The sequence below is a fragment of the Xanthomonas sp. JAI131 genome, from assembly GCF_013410075.1.
Classification (GTDB): domain Bacteria; phylum Pseudomonadota; class Gammaproteobacteria; order Xanthomonadales; family Xanthomonadaceae; genus Xanthomonas_A; species Xanthomonas_A bonasiae.
The window spans coordinates 408,058-423,806 of record NZ_JACCCN010000005.1 but is presented as its reverse complement, the minus strand read 5'-3'; the positions used below and the strand labels follow the sequence as shown (position 1 = coordinate 423,806).

Sequence of the window (15,749 nt, the reverse complement as noted above, 5' to 3'; positions counted from 1 at the left end):
GGCCGAGCCGCTCGTAGAGTTGGCCGAATAGGGTGGCCCGTATTGCGGCTGCGGCGCCGCGTAGCTCAGCGGCGAAACCAGCATCCCGGCAAGCAACAACAGGCAGGCCACACCGATACGGCGGGAGAGACGAACGTGGGGGTTCGACATAGCGTCATCCTTGAGCTTGGATAGAGTTGTAGGCGATGACCGCGGTGCGCGGGCATTGCCCGGCACCGACGAATCGTATCGCTCCTTTGTTGCAAATTCTGAGACGCCAAAAACTTTTTTGCTGGGCCGACCGGCCCAGCCCAGCTAGCCGCCCGGCAACTCCGTAGCGCTGAGCCCCTGGGCTCTACGACGCCCACCGCTCTGCCAAGCTCATAGATGAGCTGCGAGCTTGCGCTCTACCGATAGCGTCTTCCTACAAAGGGACCAGCGCTTAGCCCGGATACTTCGGAAACTTCTCGTCCGGGTGACCAGCCTTCCACTGCTTGTAAGCAGCAGTGCCCTCCCATGCCGTGAAGGCGCGCGGGGGACGGCCCCGGCCGCTCCAGGTCTCATGGGTATGTGGCAGCCAATATTTGGGGGCGACTTCCTTCTTGGCCTGGTTAGGAGCGGACTTGGGACCGCGGCCCGGGCTGCTGGCGCCGATGGCGACTGCCAGTTCCGCCTTCTGCTTCGGGGTGAAGTGCTCGCTGTATTGGCTCAGCAGGCCCGTGATTTCCGCGACAGCGGCGGCGGCCTGTTCTTGGCGGAGAGCCGCTTCCTGCTCTTCAAGCTTGCGGAGCTCTTCTTCGAGCTTGGCCTTGGCAGAGGTGATCGACTCAATGGTTTTCTTACTCATTCAGCGCATCGCCTGTTAGGAACATGGGTCTTATCCCGGAGGTCCGGAGTTTAAAGGATTTAGCCACCAACTCGCTTGGACATTGCCTTTTCCAGCGACAAATAGCAGCAGCTTGGGGCTATGCTGACCATGCTATACAACTGCTCGGCATGGAGCCTAAAGGGGGCCTGAGCATGGGACTGTATCTACGCAAGAGCGTTCGGGTAGGGCCGCTACGGTTCAACCTATCCAAGGGTGGCGTCGGCGTGTCCGCTGGGTTCAAAGGGTTCCGGGTCGGCACTGGGCCTCGGGGCAACTACGTGCACATGGGCGCCGGCGGCATCTACTACCGCGCCACCATCCCTGCCGGATCCTCGAGCTCGAGTCCACCTTCACCACGTGGTCCCGCCCGCCCCGCTTTCGGAGCCCCGCCCTATCCAGCCCCTACCCAGCAACCACCCGACTTCTCACATACCCATGGCCCGATGGTCGAGATCGACTCGGCCAACGCGACCACGATTGTGGACTCGTCCTCCCAGGCATTGCTGGAAGAGCTCAACGCCAAGAAGCAGAAATGGCGCATCTGGCCAGGCGTTGCCGTGGTTTCGTCGCTGGTGCTTCTGATCGCGGCCGGCAACCAGGCCCCGAACTGGGCACTGGTCGTGCTGGCCATTTTAGCAATGGGAGCCATCATTGCGGCGCACCAGAAGGATCAGCTTCGGAAGACCGTGGTTTTGATGTATGAGCTGGACGAATCGATGGAGAAGGCCTTAGAGGCACTCCACGCAGGAGCGAATGCCCTGGCGTCGGCCAGCGCTACTTGGCATGTGTCCTCGCATGCAAAGGTGTTTGACAGGAAATACCATGCTGGGGCAGGAACCGTTGTCGAGCGAAAGCTGACACGATTTGTGTCGGCGCCACCTCCGTTTGTGCAGACCAACATCCAGACAATCGCTGTCAACGTCGGCACGCAAACCCTTCACTTCTTCCCAGACCGTGTCCTGGTCTATGACTCGAATGGCGTTGGCGCGGTGAGCTACCAAGGGCTACAGGTCCTGGTGTCATCCACTCGCTTTGTCGAAGACGGCGGCGTTCCGCGTGACGCGACGGTCGTTGATCGCACTTGGCGCTATGTCAATAAGAAGGGCGGTCCTGACCGCCGCTTCAAGGACAACCGGGAAATCCCAGTGTGCCAATACGAGGAGGTCGCTTTGCGCAGTGATACCGGCCTCAACGAGCTCCTGCAGGTGTCCCGGCTCGGGTCAGCCGCTGGGTTCGCCTCAGCCATCGCGGGCCTGTCTCGAGTCATGCCGAGGGAGTTGGCCTGAACGAGCCCCTCCGTCAGCAGTGTCTTTTAAAGAACCCCGGCAGCCCTGGCGTCCGCTGTCCGCTGTGAGAAAGCATCCACCGCAGCACGCATGGCTTCTTCCAAGGACCTGCGACGGGCCATCGCTGCCTGTCGCATCTGAAGGATAGCGGCTCGGCCAGCCATCAGGTCCGCTTCGATCTGAGCCCTTCGTGATTGAATGGTCCGGTCCAGATCTGCGACCTGCCTGGGGTCGATCGCAGAATTAGGGTCGAAACGGAATCGCGCCTCCCTTTCCTGTCGCCACTTCAGCAAGCGGTCGGTCAGCGCCGGGCCAAAGCCTGGAACATTCAGAACTGCGTTGCGATTGACATCCGCTGCGGTCTCTATGTTGAACGACTCAAGCATCGCCTTCTTCGCTGCGCCAATCCCAGGAATGGAAGCCCGTTCAATCTCGAACTGATCCAAGAACTGTCTCAAAGCGCTCTGCCGACGATTATTGAACAGGGCTCGGTAGCGCCTCTCTCGTTCCTCCTGCAGACCGGCATGCTCATCGCGCAGCGGGCGAAGCTGATTTTGCTTCGACTGAAGCTGGGGGTCCGCCTGCTCTTGCTTCCATCGAGCGACGAGGCCGTCGTATTGGGCTTTCGCTTGCTGGTAGCCGGACGACAGCGGCCCCAGGTCCGAACGGCCACGACTGTTGATCCACGCGCCCATCAACCACCCCAGGCACGCCCACACTGGGGCTAACACTGCAGAAAGTGAGATGCCAAGCACCGCGATAAGCAGCCCCACCAGCCACCCTGTCGTTTTCCAGAAGGTGCGCCGGCTGCCCAAGGCTTGAATCTGGGGATTGGCAGGCACTGCCTTTAACTGAGGCAGCGCATGCATGGGTGGCAACACTGCCGTCGTGATATCTCGCCAAACCGAATCTAGGTTGAAGGGACCCGAGGGCAGATTGGGGATGACGACCTCTGCACCGCCAAAGAGCGCAATACCTGCGCGTTCAATCGGACACCATGGGCACTCAGCAAGCCCATTGAAATAGAAATGCGATGGCCTGGAAGAACACCGTTTGAAGTGCTGCTCCAGCTTCGTCAGGGCCTGGACCCAGTCTTCTGCCTTGGGGCGCTCGCCTGGCTTGGCTCCCTCGATGCCAAAGGCCTTTTCCCAAAGGCCTGCAACCCAAGGCGATGCCGCGGCCGGCGAGGCACTCAATGGCGGCGGGCTCATGCGGGTCCGCGCAGTGTCTTTGCCGTAGGCGTAGCGGAACTCAGGGATTGCCTTCTCGATTGGCATGTCGCCTGGCCCACTGTATCGGCCAGCAAAGGGATGCCGACCATTCATGAGCATCTGGAAAATCAGGACGGCCAAGCCGAAGTTGTCGTGGTTAGCGGTTCGTGTGACTTGTTTGAAGGCCTTTCCGTGGAGTTCGGGCGGCGTGAAGTCTTGGACGCCGACCTCACAGAGGAAGGTGCGCCCCTGGTGCGAAATCTGGAAGCTGTCTGTGTCGATCAGCTTCACGGTCGCATCGGGTGACACCCGCACGCCGCCGTGATTGACGTCCCCAACCAAGTGACCCGCCTGGTGGAGAACCGAGAACGCACGGGCCGTGTTCAAAGCGGCGCGAACGACCAGTCTCCAGTCGGCCTGGGGAAATTCCGCTAGGCGGCTTTTCGGACTGTAGAGCTTATGAATGTCCTTCGACGCACGAAGGTTGGCCATGACGAAGCCACAGACCTTGCCATCTGATTGCCGCAAGACGTCAATGGGCCAGGCAGTGAGCTGATCCAGCGCGGCGGTCCGCAGCGCGGCCATGGCCACCAGCTTGTCCGCTCTCTCATTGCTGATCGCCGCCAAATAGATCTTGGCGGCCGAGTCCGGCCTTCCCTCAACCTCGAAGACCGTTCCCTCGCCCCCCTTGCCCAGCTGTTTTCCCAGCCGGACCGGTCCGGCTTTGCCAACCAGAACAGGTGAGGCCACTTAGGGGTCCTCGGCTGGCGCCGGTGCGTCGGGCAGCTTCGCCAGCCGACTGGCAAGAAGCAGCGTCTTGTCGTCGTCTGTCCGCTCGCAGATCACCGGCGAGGAAAGGTAGGCCTCCAGCTTGGAGGACAACTCTTCGTTGTAGCCCGGGCCCTCCAGCGCGCGAACAGGCGCAAATATTTTGTCGAAGAAAGGCGAATGAACGCTCTGCGTCGCTTGGTGAAGCACCAAGGCTTCAATGCCGTCGGTGAACACCGCGACCTCATCCACGGGGCCTGTATTGCACGAGAATTCTGCGTTCAAAACAGCAGCTAGATCGGTGACAAAGACTGTAGTGTTGATGTATTCCCCGTGCTGAGGCCAGAACACATAGGCCCAGTCATCTCCGCGGGGGCGGATGACAATGGCGCCATCGCCCACTTGGAAGAAGCATGCGTGGGTCGGTGAGACGATGGCGGCCACCAACGTGCACGCATACTCCCTGACCTCCAACCCGTCGGCCGCAGCCCTGTGCGCAATGCGGGCCGCAACGCCAGCGAGCCAGTTCAACACCACGTCCCGGGTTAGATCCGCAACACCATGGCCGTCTTCGAAGTGATTGCGCACGCAGTCCAGAATCTCCGCCGTTGCCAGCTTTGCACCGGTTTCTGATTGCGAGGCACTTCCCGCGCCATCGGATGCCACCAAGAGCACGGTGCCGTGCTCTTGGAAGAACTCCTGTTCATAGGCATCCTGGCAGTCGGTCCCAAACTTGACATGGGACGTGCCAATGGAGGACGCCGCAACGACGCGCCAGTCCTGCAGTTCCATTACACGCTGGCCCAGCCTTCCGGGGCAGCGGGGTTGTCCAGAGGCACAGCATCGCCCGGGGTTGAACGGGACACAGCACTCATGGAGTTGGACAACCACCTGAAGAGTTCCTTGAACTGGAGTCCCTTCAGATGCAGCGGTGCACGCGTGGATATCTGGCCGAGGGTGTGCATGTCTGCGTCTTGCACGCCAACAGCGAAGAACTGGAAGTTCTTCGTCGCTTCTCCTTCGCGGACCAAGGCTGCGGCTCGCTGCCATGCGTCGGTCGGCGAGCCGTCGGTGATGAGAAACACCCAAGGCCGGTAGTAAGAGACGCCGTTGGCCTTGTAGATCTCCTTGCGCTGCCGAACCATCTCAAGGCCCTGTTCGATCGCAGCGCCCATCGGGGTATCGCCAGTGCACGACAGCACGGGAGGATAGAAGCTGTCTGCCGTGACGAAGTCGGTCACGGTCTGGACCGGGCCAAAGGTGACAATGGCAACCTCCACCCGCTTAGCGGCGAGCGAGTCCGAGTTCAACTCTTCTTGAAACTGCAGCAGGCCCGCATTGAGCTGCTCGATCGGCTTGCCGGCCATGGACCCAGAGGTATCCAACAACAGCAGGCAGGCGCAGCGGTTCTCAGGGTTCTCGGCAAAATCGCTGGCCCCAAAAGGAACCTGTTCAAAATCATTCATGACGCTGGATCTCCCTGTCCCTTGGCTTGAAGCGCCATCATAGCTCCGCCTTCCAACCCAATCTATGATGGGCTATGGCCACCCACCCTAACCCCGCCTCATTGCCAGCCTGGGCCCCGCAGGGAGTCGCGGATTGGGCTCCTTTGGCTGTCTCTGCAGCCGTAATCCTTATTCTGGCGACAGCGTTGATGGCGCGCGTCGCAGGCTCAGCAAGGGCCGTGCCAAATGGGAACGTTAAAGAAGAAGCCGCAGCGACAGCATCAGCGCTGCCGCCGTTGAATGCGGGAACGCCCGCCCTGTCGACCGAGAGGGTAGGAACCCTTCGCCTAGTGCCTACCGCTCAACTGCCGTCGGCAAAGCAGCCGGTGCAGGCCGATGCGCGGTGCCCACGCCCGGCTCCGTCCAACCTTTCGCCTCAGGCCAAGGAGGCAATAAAAGCCGGATGGCACGTCAGTGCCGACACTACGGTCAATGGTTTTCGGCTCGTCATGGTGGACGCGGGTGTGAAGAAGGTTTCCGCTGGCTGCGCGGCCATTGGAGCAAGCGCACTGGTGTTCAATGCAGGTGGGCTCATTGCCATTGCTTACGATCGCAACGCCAAGCAATCTTCAAGGCTGGGCTCACTGACCATCCTTCAAACGAGTGTTGTGCAGCTTGGGGCCTTAAAGGGACCTCTCGCAGAGCTGAGCGTCAGCGACCAGCAGATCCGGCTTAGGCCCTTGACCACAGACAAGCGGAACCGATCCTCGCGGTGATGGCTGGGTTGGCTCCCTAGCTCACCATGGCAGTGGAAAGACCTTTCTCGCTTAAAAAGGAGTGCGCGTGCTTTCCCGGGCCGGAGGAAGCTGCGCATCCAAATCCCGAGAGCGTTGTGCAGAGCGCTCTTGCGCCAAGCGCCCAGCCAGCTCGCCTAGAGCCTGGTCCATTTGCTGCGCAAAGACGTCCCGCTTGTCGCTGTTGACCCACGACATGCCGAGCACCTCGTTAAGCGTGGCATCCAATACGTCCCCGCCCTCCAAGGCGATCTCAAGCGCTTCAGCAGGCACGGTCAAGACATGGCCGAGGACACGCCCCTCCGCCACCACCCAGTGATGGGTGTTTTGCAAGCACTCCTTCACTGTCTCCAAGGCCAGCACTCGACCCGTTTTCCTGGTCATTCGAGCGACCTGCTCTCGCAGGGACTGGAGCTCAAGCTCCATTTCCAACTCCCGAGCCCGCTGCTTCACGCGCTCCAGTTCATCCATGAGCCGCCGTTCTTTGACCGTCTTCCCCGTTCGGGCCGACTGCCACTCTTCCAAGACGGAAATCAGATAGCGGACGTGCTGGTTGGCTCCGCCCTCGTTGTCCCCTGCCCCTTTTTGAAAAGCAGGACCCAATGGCGGTGTCCGCCGACGCCACTGGCCGAGGGTGTCGACATGGACACCAAGGAATTTTGCCGCTGCTCTACTACTGACCGACGGGGTCAGACCGACCCTGGCCCGTTCCAACTCCCTGTCCAGTGAAGCATCGACCAGCGCGCGGTATTGCTCCTTGCTACGAACGACCTCAATCATCCGGCCCTGTCTTTCGATTCCTGAGAGGAAGATAGTAGCGGATTTGGAAAGAAAACGCCCTTTTGCCTTATCTTTGATTGCACCCTTGACAGCCATAGCGAGCCGAATAGTCTTCAGCATCGGAAGGGAAATTTGCAATGGACAAAAACCGCGCAGAAAGACTGTTTGGCAAGCTGGGGATGAAGCTAATCCAGTTGCAACACGACAGCAGAGGATGGCAACTCCAGAGAACCATTAATGGCGAAGTGCAAAAAGTCCGCGAGTTCCGCTACTTCAGTGAAGTCGCCAGATATCTCGACGGAACGCTGATGGAAGTCGCATTGATGCAATCGTTCTACGAAGAGCTATTGCAAAAATCCGCAGCTTGGGAGTCGAAAAATGTTTGGGAGGTGATGGAGTGGCTGGCCGACAAGGGAGCACCCTATCCACCGGCACTGAAGGATCTTCAATCCATCAATCGATCCCTGCCTAGCCGATGGCGAAGTAGAGCTGCTGCCGTCTACGAAGATCAGCTAACATTGGGAACCAATGCGCGACGTATCACTCGAGCCAAAACGTTAGGTATACTCCAAACGACTTGGAAGCAGAGCGTAGGAGATCATGACAGCCCCTCTCCCCGAGACACCCAACTCACTTCAATCGATATTCGAAAAGATGCTTCCTGACTTTGGCGAGGAACTGGAGCGCAGCGCCCTGTCAGCTACATTTCAGCTCGCCTGCAATGGATTCATTTGTAGCGAGTATTTCAGCAATGCCGACGAAGAAACAACTACAGGAGCTCTTCTTGGAGCCATAGCCGCCACTGCCCCTTGGTGCTTCCAAGCCCTCTCGCAGGAACCTGACCTCAACTGGATCCGATTCGCCAAAAGCGGAAACGCCAGAAATGCGGAACCATCGACTGGCGCAGATTTTGCGTTAATCTTGAGAGTGACAGATAAATTAAGCAGACTAGCAATCTTCCAAGCGAAGTGCGCAGACAGCTGCGGAAACTTCTCCGTCCATCAGATTTCGCCCGAGCGAGCTAGTCAAGAGAAAATACCCGAGCCGCAGTTTATTCGACTCATGGATTTTGCCAGAGACGTCGAGAACGCCATACAAGTAAGCGAAGAATCCAGAAAACTACTGAGCTGGGTTCACTACATTGCATACGAGCCCGACGCGATTATAGCAACACCGCTTTCAGCGCTACGCGCAATCTCAGAACATTACGATTCATATCGAGAAAATGCAGAATCTCTATACAAAGCGAAACTTGCTGAGAGATATCCCAACACTAATAAACGCCAAAGAACAACACGCAGAAAATCCAAAGAAGAACCACGTGTTATCGACCACACTGTAGCGTCGAGCATTGAGAAGAGCCAGGTAGCGGCAGATATTTGGTCCGACTTCGAACCTGAGAGCATTTGCTCCCGAGACAATGGAATCCAATTTATCACTCTACTAACAATAGGCGCCAGCCCAACCATGCACCGGCATCCCGGGTGGCTCGAACTGGACAGCCACATGAAACTTGGAAGACTTTTGACAGCGGTCAAAGGCAAGATAGACATCTACGTTGGCCGCATCGACGACAGCGTCAATCTTGATCTGAGTTTGAAAGAAATATTAGATGGCGCCCGAGAATTCCGCGTGAAACGACGAGAACAGATTAGTGCAGAACTCATAAATACGGTGACCTCGGAGCTAGAGTCACTCTTTCCTAATGCGGAGCCCGAGCCTGATGCGGAGCCCGAGTCGAATGCTACACCCCCCACGGCGCCAAGAAAATCCCGCGGCCCCCGTCCCTAGCAATTTTTCGCCCCCCCCCTAAAGTCAAATAACTGGAAACTTCAGTCCAATCCCCGCCTGTTCCTACCGGTGAAAATGGAGGCTGGCTTATCATTTATTTCGTCGAGGCGGGGCTTGTCGGTTCCCTTGAGGCGGTTCCAGACACGGGGACTCATTGCAATCATGCTTTCTTCCACCCGTCCCATAGCCTCCCTGAGCTTGGACCACTCCTGCTCGGTGTAGCGTTCGGAGACCGCAGCCATGCGATCTGTCCCGAGTCCCGGCGTGTGATGGTGAAGCAGCTGCGAGACGATCCGGCTTTCGCCAAACAGCAGCGCTGCATAGCGGCCCAGGGTTCGTCGGAAATCGTGCGTGGTCAGCCCGATGTCCACTTCGGCCCGCACATCCACGAGTCCAGCATCCCGGCGGACGTTGGCCACGATGCTCTTACTGTCGGAATAGTGTCCCGTCTTGCTGCGATGGGACCTAGCCGGGAAGACGAAGACCGACCGAACCAACGCGCGACGCGCCTGCTCTACTTCTTTCTCCAGCCTCTCGACCAACTCGATGCGGTATCCCTTGGTCTTGGCCGCCTTCAGCAGCTCCTCGATGTCTACCAATGCCTTCCGCGCCTCCACTTCATCAAGGCGCTCTTCGAACCGGCGCTCCAACACCTTTTGAGCGAAGTAAGTCACCGGCAAGTAGCGCTCCTCCCCGCTTTTGGTGTCGAACAGGTAGACCTGCGAGCCTGCACGGCGGGTGTAGGGGTTCACCTCGTCCGGCCCGGCCAGCCAAACCCAGGACACCTCGGATTGCCTTAGCTCGCCAGGCGAACACCGATCAAACCAACGTAACTGCGCCGCTTCGCTGCGTCGCGTGCCCCATAGCAGCGTCAGCAGCAGGTAATCCGCCCCTGTCGCATTCAACCCGCCTTGCTCGTCCCGCCGAGCCAAAATCACCTTCAGCACCCGCGGCAGCGTGTCGTCGCCCAGCGGGTTTCGAATCTCTGCCCGCTCGTAGTGCCGTCGGAGCTCTTGGGCGTCGCGCAGCATGTCGTCGTCGTGGATAACCTGGAATGGGTTGTAGCGCAGCACCGGCTCTCGTTGCTCTCGGGCAGCCGCTTTCCGTTCGCGCTTGAGCACAAGGTCAACGGCCCGCTTGGCATCGGTGAACGAATGTTCGGTCGAAGCCCGCCCAGCGGCTTTGACCCGCTGCAGGTATCGACCGCTGATCCCCAGAGCCTCCAGTTGCTGCGTCGAGAGCTCTGCCCAGTCGGGATGGTCGGCCAAGGCGGTTCGCATCGCCGTCGGGATCCGGTTGGATCGGACCATGGACGACCTCCGCAGGTTCTCGAAGGCTTCATGGATGTCCCGGTCCGTCAGCCGGAGAATGGCTTTGTCGGCCAGCCCAACTTCAGCACGCGCAAACCGAGCCAAACTGTCCTGGACGGCGCGCACGCTCGCCGGTTTGGCCTTCTTGTTTCGGACCTTCTTTTCAAGGTCTTCGATGTAGGCGGCGAAGCAATCGGCCAGAGTGACCCCTTTGAGCTCAAGAAGGTGCTCGCTGCGGGCCTCCTGCCGAGACGGGTGCTCCCCGGTTTCCCGAACCACGGCCAGCTTCTGCCGGGCCAGCTCGTAGGCCTGCTCGGGCCCCATGTCGGCCACATTCCCTAGCGAGAACCGCCGAACTCCTGAAGGCCCGCGAACCACGACCTCGTAGGTCGTGCGGGTGGTGCCAACGTAGAAGCCGAAGCCGGTCGGCGCTCCCTGGTTGCCATCCAGGACCCGATACGGCTTCCCTACTTCCGCTGCCTGGCGTGGGGAGATGATGGTCCGGCCCTGCGGTCCCTCAACGGGGCCTTTAGCCACGCTCAGTTCGCAGATTTGACGGTAGGTCAGCTTAAACTTAGTGCCTCGGCGACGCGGGGCAGCCGCCTCCGTCGCAACAACCGTATCCATGGTCGATCCGCTGTGTGTCCGTCGCAACATCAGTTTGATCCCGTTTGAATGACCGCCGCAACTGCGGCGCAACAAAGAACACCGTTACTTGCCGCCAATGACCCGGATTGATCGCTACATGCCGTAAGGAAGCTTCTTGCAAACCACTGATTCCAATCCGAAAACCTCGTCTCCGAAGAGCACTGCCGAGCACACTCCGCTCATGAAGCAGTTCTTCGCCGCCAAGTCCGAGTACCCGGACCTGCTGCTGTTCTTCCGTATGGGCGATTTCTACGAACTGTTCTACGACGACGCGCGCAAGGCCGCGCGCCTGCTGGACATCACCCTGACCCAGCGCGGCAGTTCGGGCGGCGCGCCGATCCCGATGGCCGGGGTGCCGGTGCATGCCTACGAGGGCTATCTGGCGCGGCTGGTGGCGTTGGGCGAGTCGGTGGCGATCTGCGAGCAGATCGGCGATCCGGCGCTGGCCAAGGGCCTGGTCGAGCGCAAGGTGGTGCGCGTGGTCACGCCGGGCACGGTCACCGACGAGGCGCTGCTCGACGAGCGCCGCGACACCTTGCTGATGGCGATCGCGCGCAACAAGCACGGCTACGGCCTGGCCTGGGCCGACCTGGCCGGCGGCCGCTTCCTGGTCAACGAGGTCGACAGCGAGGATGCGCTGGAAGCGGAGCTGGCGCGGCTGGAGCCGGCCGAACTGCTGGTGCCCGACGAGGACCAGTGGCCGGAGTTCCTGCGCGAGCGCCGCGGCGTGCGCCGCCGCGCGCCGTGGCTGTTCGACGCCGACAGCGGCCGCCGCCAGCTGTTGAACTTCTTCCAGTTGCACGACCTCACCGGCTTCGGCATCGACGACAAGCCGCGCGCCACCGCCGCTGCCGGCGCCCTGCTCGGCTACGTGGAGGAAACGCAGAAGCAGCGCCTGCCGCACCTGACCGCGATCGCGATGGAAACCGCGGCCGAGGCGATCGCGATGAACGCGGCCACGCGCCGCCATCTGGAGCTGGATACGCGGGTGGATGGCGACACCCGCAACACCTTGCTCGGCGTTCTGGACAGCACGGTCACGCCGATGGGCGGTCGCCTGCTGCGGCGCTGGCTGCACCGCCCGCTGCGCCTGCGCGAGGTGCTGGTGCAGCGCCACCACGCGGTCGGCACGCTGATCGACCGCGGCGCCGATGCCGATCTGCGCGACGCGTTCCGCGCGCTCGGCGACATCGAACGCATCCTCACCCGCGTGGCGCTGCGCTCGGCGCGTCCGCGCGACTTCTCCACGCTGCGCGACGGCCTGGGCCTGCTGCCGACGGTGCGCACGATCCTGGCACCGCTGGATTCGCCGCGGCTGGCCGCGCTGGCCGCGGAACTGGGCCAGCACGACGAGATCGCGCACCTGCTCGCCTCGGCGATCGCCGAGCAGCCGCCGCTCAAGCTCAGCGACGGCGGCGTCATCGCCGCCGACTACGACGCCGAGCTGGACGAACTGCGCCGGCTCAGCACCCATGCCGACCAGTTCCTGATCGACCTGGAAGCGCGCGAGCGCGCCAGCAGCGGCATCGCCACGCTGAAGGTCGGCTACAACCGCGTGCACGGCTACTACATCGAGATCAGCAAGGGCCAGGCGGAAAAGGCGCCGGTGCACTACACGCGGCGGCAGACCCTGACCAACGCCGAGCGCTACATCACCGAGGAACTGAAGAACTTCGAGGACAAGGTGCTGTCGGCGCGCGAGCGCGCGCTGTCGCGCGAGAAGCTGCTCTACGAAGCCTTGCTGGACACCTTGGGCGATCGCCTGGAACCGCTCAAGCGCGCCGCCGCCGCACTCAGCGAACTGGACGTGCTCGCCGGCTTCGCCGAACGCGCGCAGGCGCTGGACTGGGCGCAACCGGAACTGGAGACCGCGCCGTGCCTGCGCATCGAGCGCGGCCGCCACCCGGTGGTGGAAGCGGTGCGCGAGCAACCGTTCGAACCCAACGACCTGGACCTGCATCCGGACCGGCGCATGCTGGTGATCACCGGCCCGAACATGGGCGGTAAATCCACCTACATGCGCCAGAACGCGTTGATCGTGCTGCTGGCGCACATCGGCAGCTACGTGCCGGCGACGCGTGCGGTGATCGGCCCGATCGACCGCATCCTGACCCGCATCGGCGCCGGCGACGACCTGGCGCGCGGCCAGTCCACCTTCATGGTCGAGATGGCCGAGACCAGCTACATCCTGCATCACGCCAGCGCGCAGTCGCTGGTGCTGATGGACGAGATCGGCCGCGGCACCTCCACCTACGACGGCCTGGCCCTGGCCGACGCGGTGGCGCGCCACCTGGCCCACCACAACCGCTGCTACACCCTGTTCGCCACGCACTATTTCGAGCTGACCGCACTCGCCGACGAATCGGTGGAAGGCGGCGCCAGCGGCATCGCCAACGTGCACCTGGACGCGGTCGAGCACGGCGACAAACTGGTGTTCATGCATGCGGTCAAGGACGGCCCGGCGAATCGCAGTTTCGGCCTGCAGGTCGCGGCGCTGGCCGGCCTGCCCAAGGCCACCGTCGCGCAGGCGCGGCGGCGGCTGGCGGAACTGGAGCAGCGCGGCGGCGAGAGCCACGCCTCGCAGATGGCGCCGCAGGCGCTGGACGCGCCGCAGCAGTTCGGCCTGTTCGCGGCCGCCCCATCGGCGGCGCAGGACGCGCTGGCCGCGCTGGATCCGGACGAGCTGACGCCCAAGCAGGCGCTGGAAGCCTTGTACCGGCTCAAGTCGCTGCTGTAGCGCGTGCGTGCGGCCTCAGCCCCTCTCCCGCCGGGAGAGGGGTTGGGGTAAGGGTCCGGCGCGAAGCGTCTCGCGGTGTTTGGATGCACGAGGCTGGCCCGTACCCTCATCCGCCCCTGCGGGGCACCTTCCCCCGAAAAGGGAGCCATGGTCCCGAGGGGAGAAGGAACCGCGTTAGCCCCTCTCCCACCGGGAGAGGGGTTGGGGTGAGGGTACGGCGCGAAGCGTCTCGCGGAGTTTGGGCGCACGAGGCTGCACCCGTACCCTCATCCGCCCCTGCGTGGCACCTTCCCCCGAAACGGGAGCCCATGGTCCCGAGGGGAGAAGGAACAGCCGCTAGGCGGTCGCCGGCGCCACGCTTGCCGGCATGTCCGGATGCGGATGCGCCGCGATCAACGCAGCATCGATCGCACTGGCACGCAGCAATGCAGGACGATCGCCATGGCGCTGCGCGAACGCGACGAATGCCGGGCGCGGCTCGAGCTGGCCGATGCGCAGGTAGTACCCCAGGCATGCGGCGGCATACAGGTCGGCCGCGCTGAAGCGATCGCCGGCCAGGTAGTCGCGGTCCGCGACCGCCTGTTCCAGGGTCTGCAGCAGGTCGGCCTCGCGGCCATAGCCGGCGCTGCGTGCCGGTGCCAGCATCCCACCCTCCTTCGCGGTCAACAGCGCCTCGAACGGCCCGGCCAGGAAGAACAGCCAGCGGTAGTAGTCGGCGCGCGCCGGCGATCCCGGCGGCGGCGCCAGCTGCCGCTCCGGCACCAGATCGGCCAGGTAGGCGCAGATCGCCGCATTTTCGGTGACCACGGTGTCGCCATGGCGCAGCGCCGGCACCTTGCCCATCGGGTTGATCGCCAGATAGGCCGGCGCCTTCATCGTGGTGCCGTAATCGAGAATGATCGCCTGATACGGCAGGCCGGTTTCCTCCAGCATCCAGCGGGCGACGCGGCCGCGCGACATGGGGTGGGTGTAAAGCACGATCTCGGTGGACATGGGCAGACTCCCGTTGTGAACAGCCTGCAGTCTGGTCCTGCCCTGCTGACAGGTGCTGTCAGTAGTCGGCGCCGTAACCGGTGGCCGCGCGCCAGCGCTTGATCAGCAGGTGCCGGCGCGAGGGATAGCGTTCGCCGTCGTCGGCCAGGGCCAGCACCCGGTCGGCGCGGAAGTGGCGGAAATCGCGGCGCAGTTCGCACCACGCGGCGATCATGCCGTAGCTGCCGAAGAAGGCCATCGCGAACGGCCAGATCAACCGTTGCGAGACCGCGCCATTGGCATCGCTGTAGTCCATCCGCAGCACGTGCTCGAGGCGGATGCCACGGCGCAGCACCGGCAGCCACGGCGCCGGCGGCGGCACGTCCGCGGCGGCGGGCACCAGCAGTCCGCTGGTCTCGATCGACAGGCGCAGGTTGCCGGGCAGCGTGGCCGCGATCCGCGCCACCGCGCGCTGCGCCGCCTGCGCCAGTTCCGGATCGGCCTGGCGCGCCACCCAGCGTGCGCCCAGGGTCAAGGCCTCCAGTTCGTCCTCGCTGAAATTCAGCGCCGGCAGCAGGAAGCCGGGACGCAGCACGTAGCCGACGCCGGGATCGCCGAGAATGTCGGCGCCTTGCACGCGCAAGGTCGCGATATCGCGGTACAGCGTGCGCAGGCTGACGCCCAGCGCGGTGGCGAGCTGGGCACCGGCCACCGGCCGGCGCCGGCCGCGCAGGGCGTCGAGCAGATGCAGCAGACGGGTCGCACGGATGGCCATCGCGACAGGATAGTGCGCTTTGCTGAGTGCTGGTCGCTGCCGGGAAGGATCCGCTCCCGCTTCCAGGCATGTCGTGCGAGCGCGCGCAGGCCATCGAACCGGTGCGGGGTGACACGCTGGCGCGCGCAAGCCGGCCGCTGCCGGGTGGCGGCTCGCGTCGCGGCTGTAGCCCGCCCGAAACACGCGCCCCTATACTCGCAAGGCCGTCGCTGGCCGCATTGCCGGCGCATGCGCCGGCGAGGGATCAGCCGCGCGGGTGGACGCGCTCAGCACAAGGAAGCAAGGCAACGCATGTCGATATGCCCGCAAGCCACGGCACCGCAACCGGCGCGACCAGGCATGGCGCTCGACGCAGCCGCGTCCGGCACCCGGGCCGCCATCCAGC

12 protein-coding genes and 1 pseudogene are annotated in these 15,749 nt (G+C 62.7%); 5 read left to right on the top strand and 8 right to left on the bottom strand.

What is annotated here, in order from left to right; genetic code table 11:
- Window positions 1-421 precede the first annotated feature (421 nt).
- The gene (locus HDC36_RS21385; protein WP_179570869.1) at window positions 422-826 is read right to left on the bottom strand and encodes an H-NS family nucleoid-associated regulatory protein; all 405 of its coding nucleotides are present in this window, start codon (window positions 824-826) and stop codon (window positions 422-424) included.
- A 23-nt stretch (window positions 827-849) separates the two neighbouring features.
- Between HDC36_RS21385 and HDC36_RS23675 the strand changes: the two are divergent.
- Together HDC36_RS23675 and HDC36_RS21380 are read left to right on the top strand one after the other, a co-directional pair.
- A pseudogene (locus HDC36_RS23675) lies at window positions 850-1,146 on the top strand (DUF4236 domain-containing protein); the annotation flags it as partial.
- Between the two features lie 144 nt (window positions 1,147-1,290).
- On the top strand, window positions 1,291-2,133 hold the full coding sequence (locus tag HDC36_RS21380) for a hypothetical protein (protein ID WP_255432859.1): 843 nt from the start codon (window positions 1,291-1,293) through the stop codon (window positions 2,131-2,133).
- Between the two features lie 26 nt (window positions 2,134-2,159).
- Here HDC36_RS21380 and HDC36_RS21375 read toward each other — a convergent pair whose 3' ends face one another.
- From HDC36_RS21375 to HDC36_RS21360, 4 genes are all read right to left on the bottom strand, one after another.
- Window positions 2,160-4,094: a hypothetical protein gene (locus tag HDC36_RS21375; protein WP_179570867.1), complete on the bottom strand. Its 1,935-nt coding sequence runs from the start codon at window positions 4,092-4,094 to the stop codon at window positions 2,160-2,162.
- The gene (locus tag HDC36_RS21370; protein ID WP_179570866.1) at window positions 4,095-4,904 is read right to left on the bottom strand and encodes a PP2C family serine/threonine-protein phosphatase; all 810 of its coding nucleotides are present in this window, start codon (window positions 4,902-4,904) and stop codon (window positions 4,095-4,097) included. It abuts the gene before it with no gap.
- Entirely contained in the window at window positions 4,904-5,578 is a 675-nt protein-coding gene (locus HDC36_RS21365) for a VWA domain-containing protein (protein ID WP_179570865.1), read from the bottom strand. Before HDC36_RS21365 ends, HDC36_RS21370 begins: the two co-directional genes overlap by 1 nt.
- An 806-nt stretch (window positions 5,579-6,384) precedes the next feature.
- A complete protein-coding gene (locus HDC36_RS21360; RefSeq protein WP_255432855.1) occupies window positions 6,385-7,251 on the bottom strand; it encodes a nucleotide-binding protein in 867 nt (288 codons plus the stop codon).
- A 17-nt stretch (window positions 7,252-7,268) separates the two neighbouring features.
- On the opposite strand from HDC36_RS21360, the gene HDC36_RS21355 reads away from it, so the two are divergent.
- Together HDC36_RS21355 and HDC36_RS21350 are read left to right on the top strand one after the other, a co-directional pair.
- Window positions 7,269-7,796 (top strand): hypothetical protein, encoded by a 528-nt coding sequence (locus tag HDC36_RS21355; RefSeq protein ID WP_179570864.1) that lies wholly within the window; start codon window positions 7,269-7,271, stop codon window positions 7,794-7,796.
- The gene (locus HDC36_RS21350; protein ID WP_179570863.1) at window positions 7,732-8,922 is read left to right on the top strand and encodes a hypothetical protein; all 1,191 of its coding nucleotides are present in this window, start codon (window positions 7,732-7,734) and stop codon (window positions 8,920-8,922) included. Before HDC36_RS21355 ends, HDC36_RS21350 begins: the two co-directional genes overlap by 65 nt.
- A gap of 41 nt (window positions 8,923-8,963) precedes the next feature.
- On the opposite strand, the gene HDC36_RS21345 is transcribed toward HDC36_RS21350, so the two are convergent.
- Window positions 8,964-10,859, bottom strand: a complete 1,896-nt coding sequence (locus tag HDC36_RS21345; RefSeq protein WP_179570862.1) for an integrase — start codon at window positions 10,857-10,859, stop codon at window positions 8,964-8,966.
- A gap of 202 nt (window positions 10,860-11,061) precedes the next feature.
- On the opposite strand from HDC36_RS21345, the gene mutS reads away from it, so the two are divergent.
- Window positions 11,062-13,617, top strand: coding sequence for a DNA mismatch repair protein MutS (mutS, locus tag HDC36_RS21340; RefSeq protein ID WP_255432854.1), 2,556 nt, complete (start codon window positions 11,062-11,064; stop codon window positions 13,615-13,617).
- Between the two features lie 336 nt (window positions 13,618-13,953).
- On the opposite strand, the gene HDC36_RS21335 is transcribed toward mutS, so the two are convergent.
- Both HDC36_RS21335 and HDC36_RS21330 read right to left on the bottom strand, forming a co-directional pair.
- Complete coding sequence (locus HDC36_RS21335; protein ID WP_179570860.1) at window positions 13,954-14,610, bottom strand: glutathione S-transferase family protein; 657 nt, start codon at window positions 14,608-14,610, stop codon at window positions 13,954-13,956.
- Window positions 14,611-14,668: 58 nt separating this feature from the next.
- Window positions 14,669-15,364 carry a YafY family protein gene (locus HDC36_RS21330; RefSeq protein WP_179570859.1) on the bottom strand — a complete coding sequence of 232 codons (696 nt, stop codon included), beginning with the start codon at window positions 15,362-15,364 and terminating at the stop codon, window positions 14,669-14,671.
- Between the last annotated feature and the right edge of the window lie 385 nt (window positions 15,365-15,749).

Bases quoted from the DNA above. Each gene is read 5' to 3' on its own strand.
- HDC36_RS21335 (WP_179570860.1), bottom strand. From the start codon at position 14,610: ATGTCCACCGAGATCGTGCTTTACACCCACCCCATGTCGCGCGGCCGC.
- HDC36_RS21355 (WP_179570864.1), top strand. From the start codon at position 7,269: ATGGACAAAAACCGCGCAGAAAGACTGTTTGGCAAGCTGGGGATGAAG.
- mutS (WP_255432854.1), top strand. From the start codon at position 11,062: ATGAAGCAGTTCTTCGCCGCCAAGTCCGAGTACCCGGACCTGCTGCTG.
- HDC36_RS21385 (WP_179570869.1), bottom strand. From the start codon at position 826: ATGAGTAAGAAAACCATTGAGTCGATCACCTCTGCCAAGGCCAAGCTC.
- HDC36_RS21330 (WP_179570859.1), bottom strand. From the start codon at position 15,364: ATGGCCATCCGTGCGACCCGTCTGCTGCATCTGCTCGACGCCCTGCGC.
- HDC36_RS21345 (WP_179570862.1), bottom strand. From the start codon at position 10,859: ATGGATACGGTTGTTGCGACGGAGGCGGCTGCCCCGCGTCGCCGAGGC.
- HDC36_RS21360 (WP_255432855.1), bottom strand. From the start codon at position 7,251: ATGCTGAAGACTATTCGGCTCGCTATGGCTGTCAAGGGTGCAATCAAA.
- HDC36_RS21370 (WP_179570866.1), bottom strand. From the start codon at position 4,904: ATGGAACTGCAGGACTGGCGCGTCGTTGCGGCGTCCTCCATTGGCACG.
- HDC36_RS21380 (WP_255432859.1), top strand. From the start codon at position 1,291: ATGGTCGAGATCGACTCGGCCAACGCGACCACGATTGTGGACTCGTCC.
- HDC36_RS21350 (WP_179570863.1), top strand. From the start codon at position 7,732: ATGACAGCCCCTCTCCCCGAGACACCCAACTCACTTCAATCGATATTC.
- HDC36_RS21365 (WP_179570865.1), bottom strand. From the start codon at position 5,578: ATGAATGATTTTGAACAGGTTCCTTTTGGGGCCAGCGATTTTGCCGAG.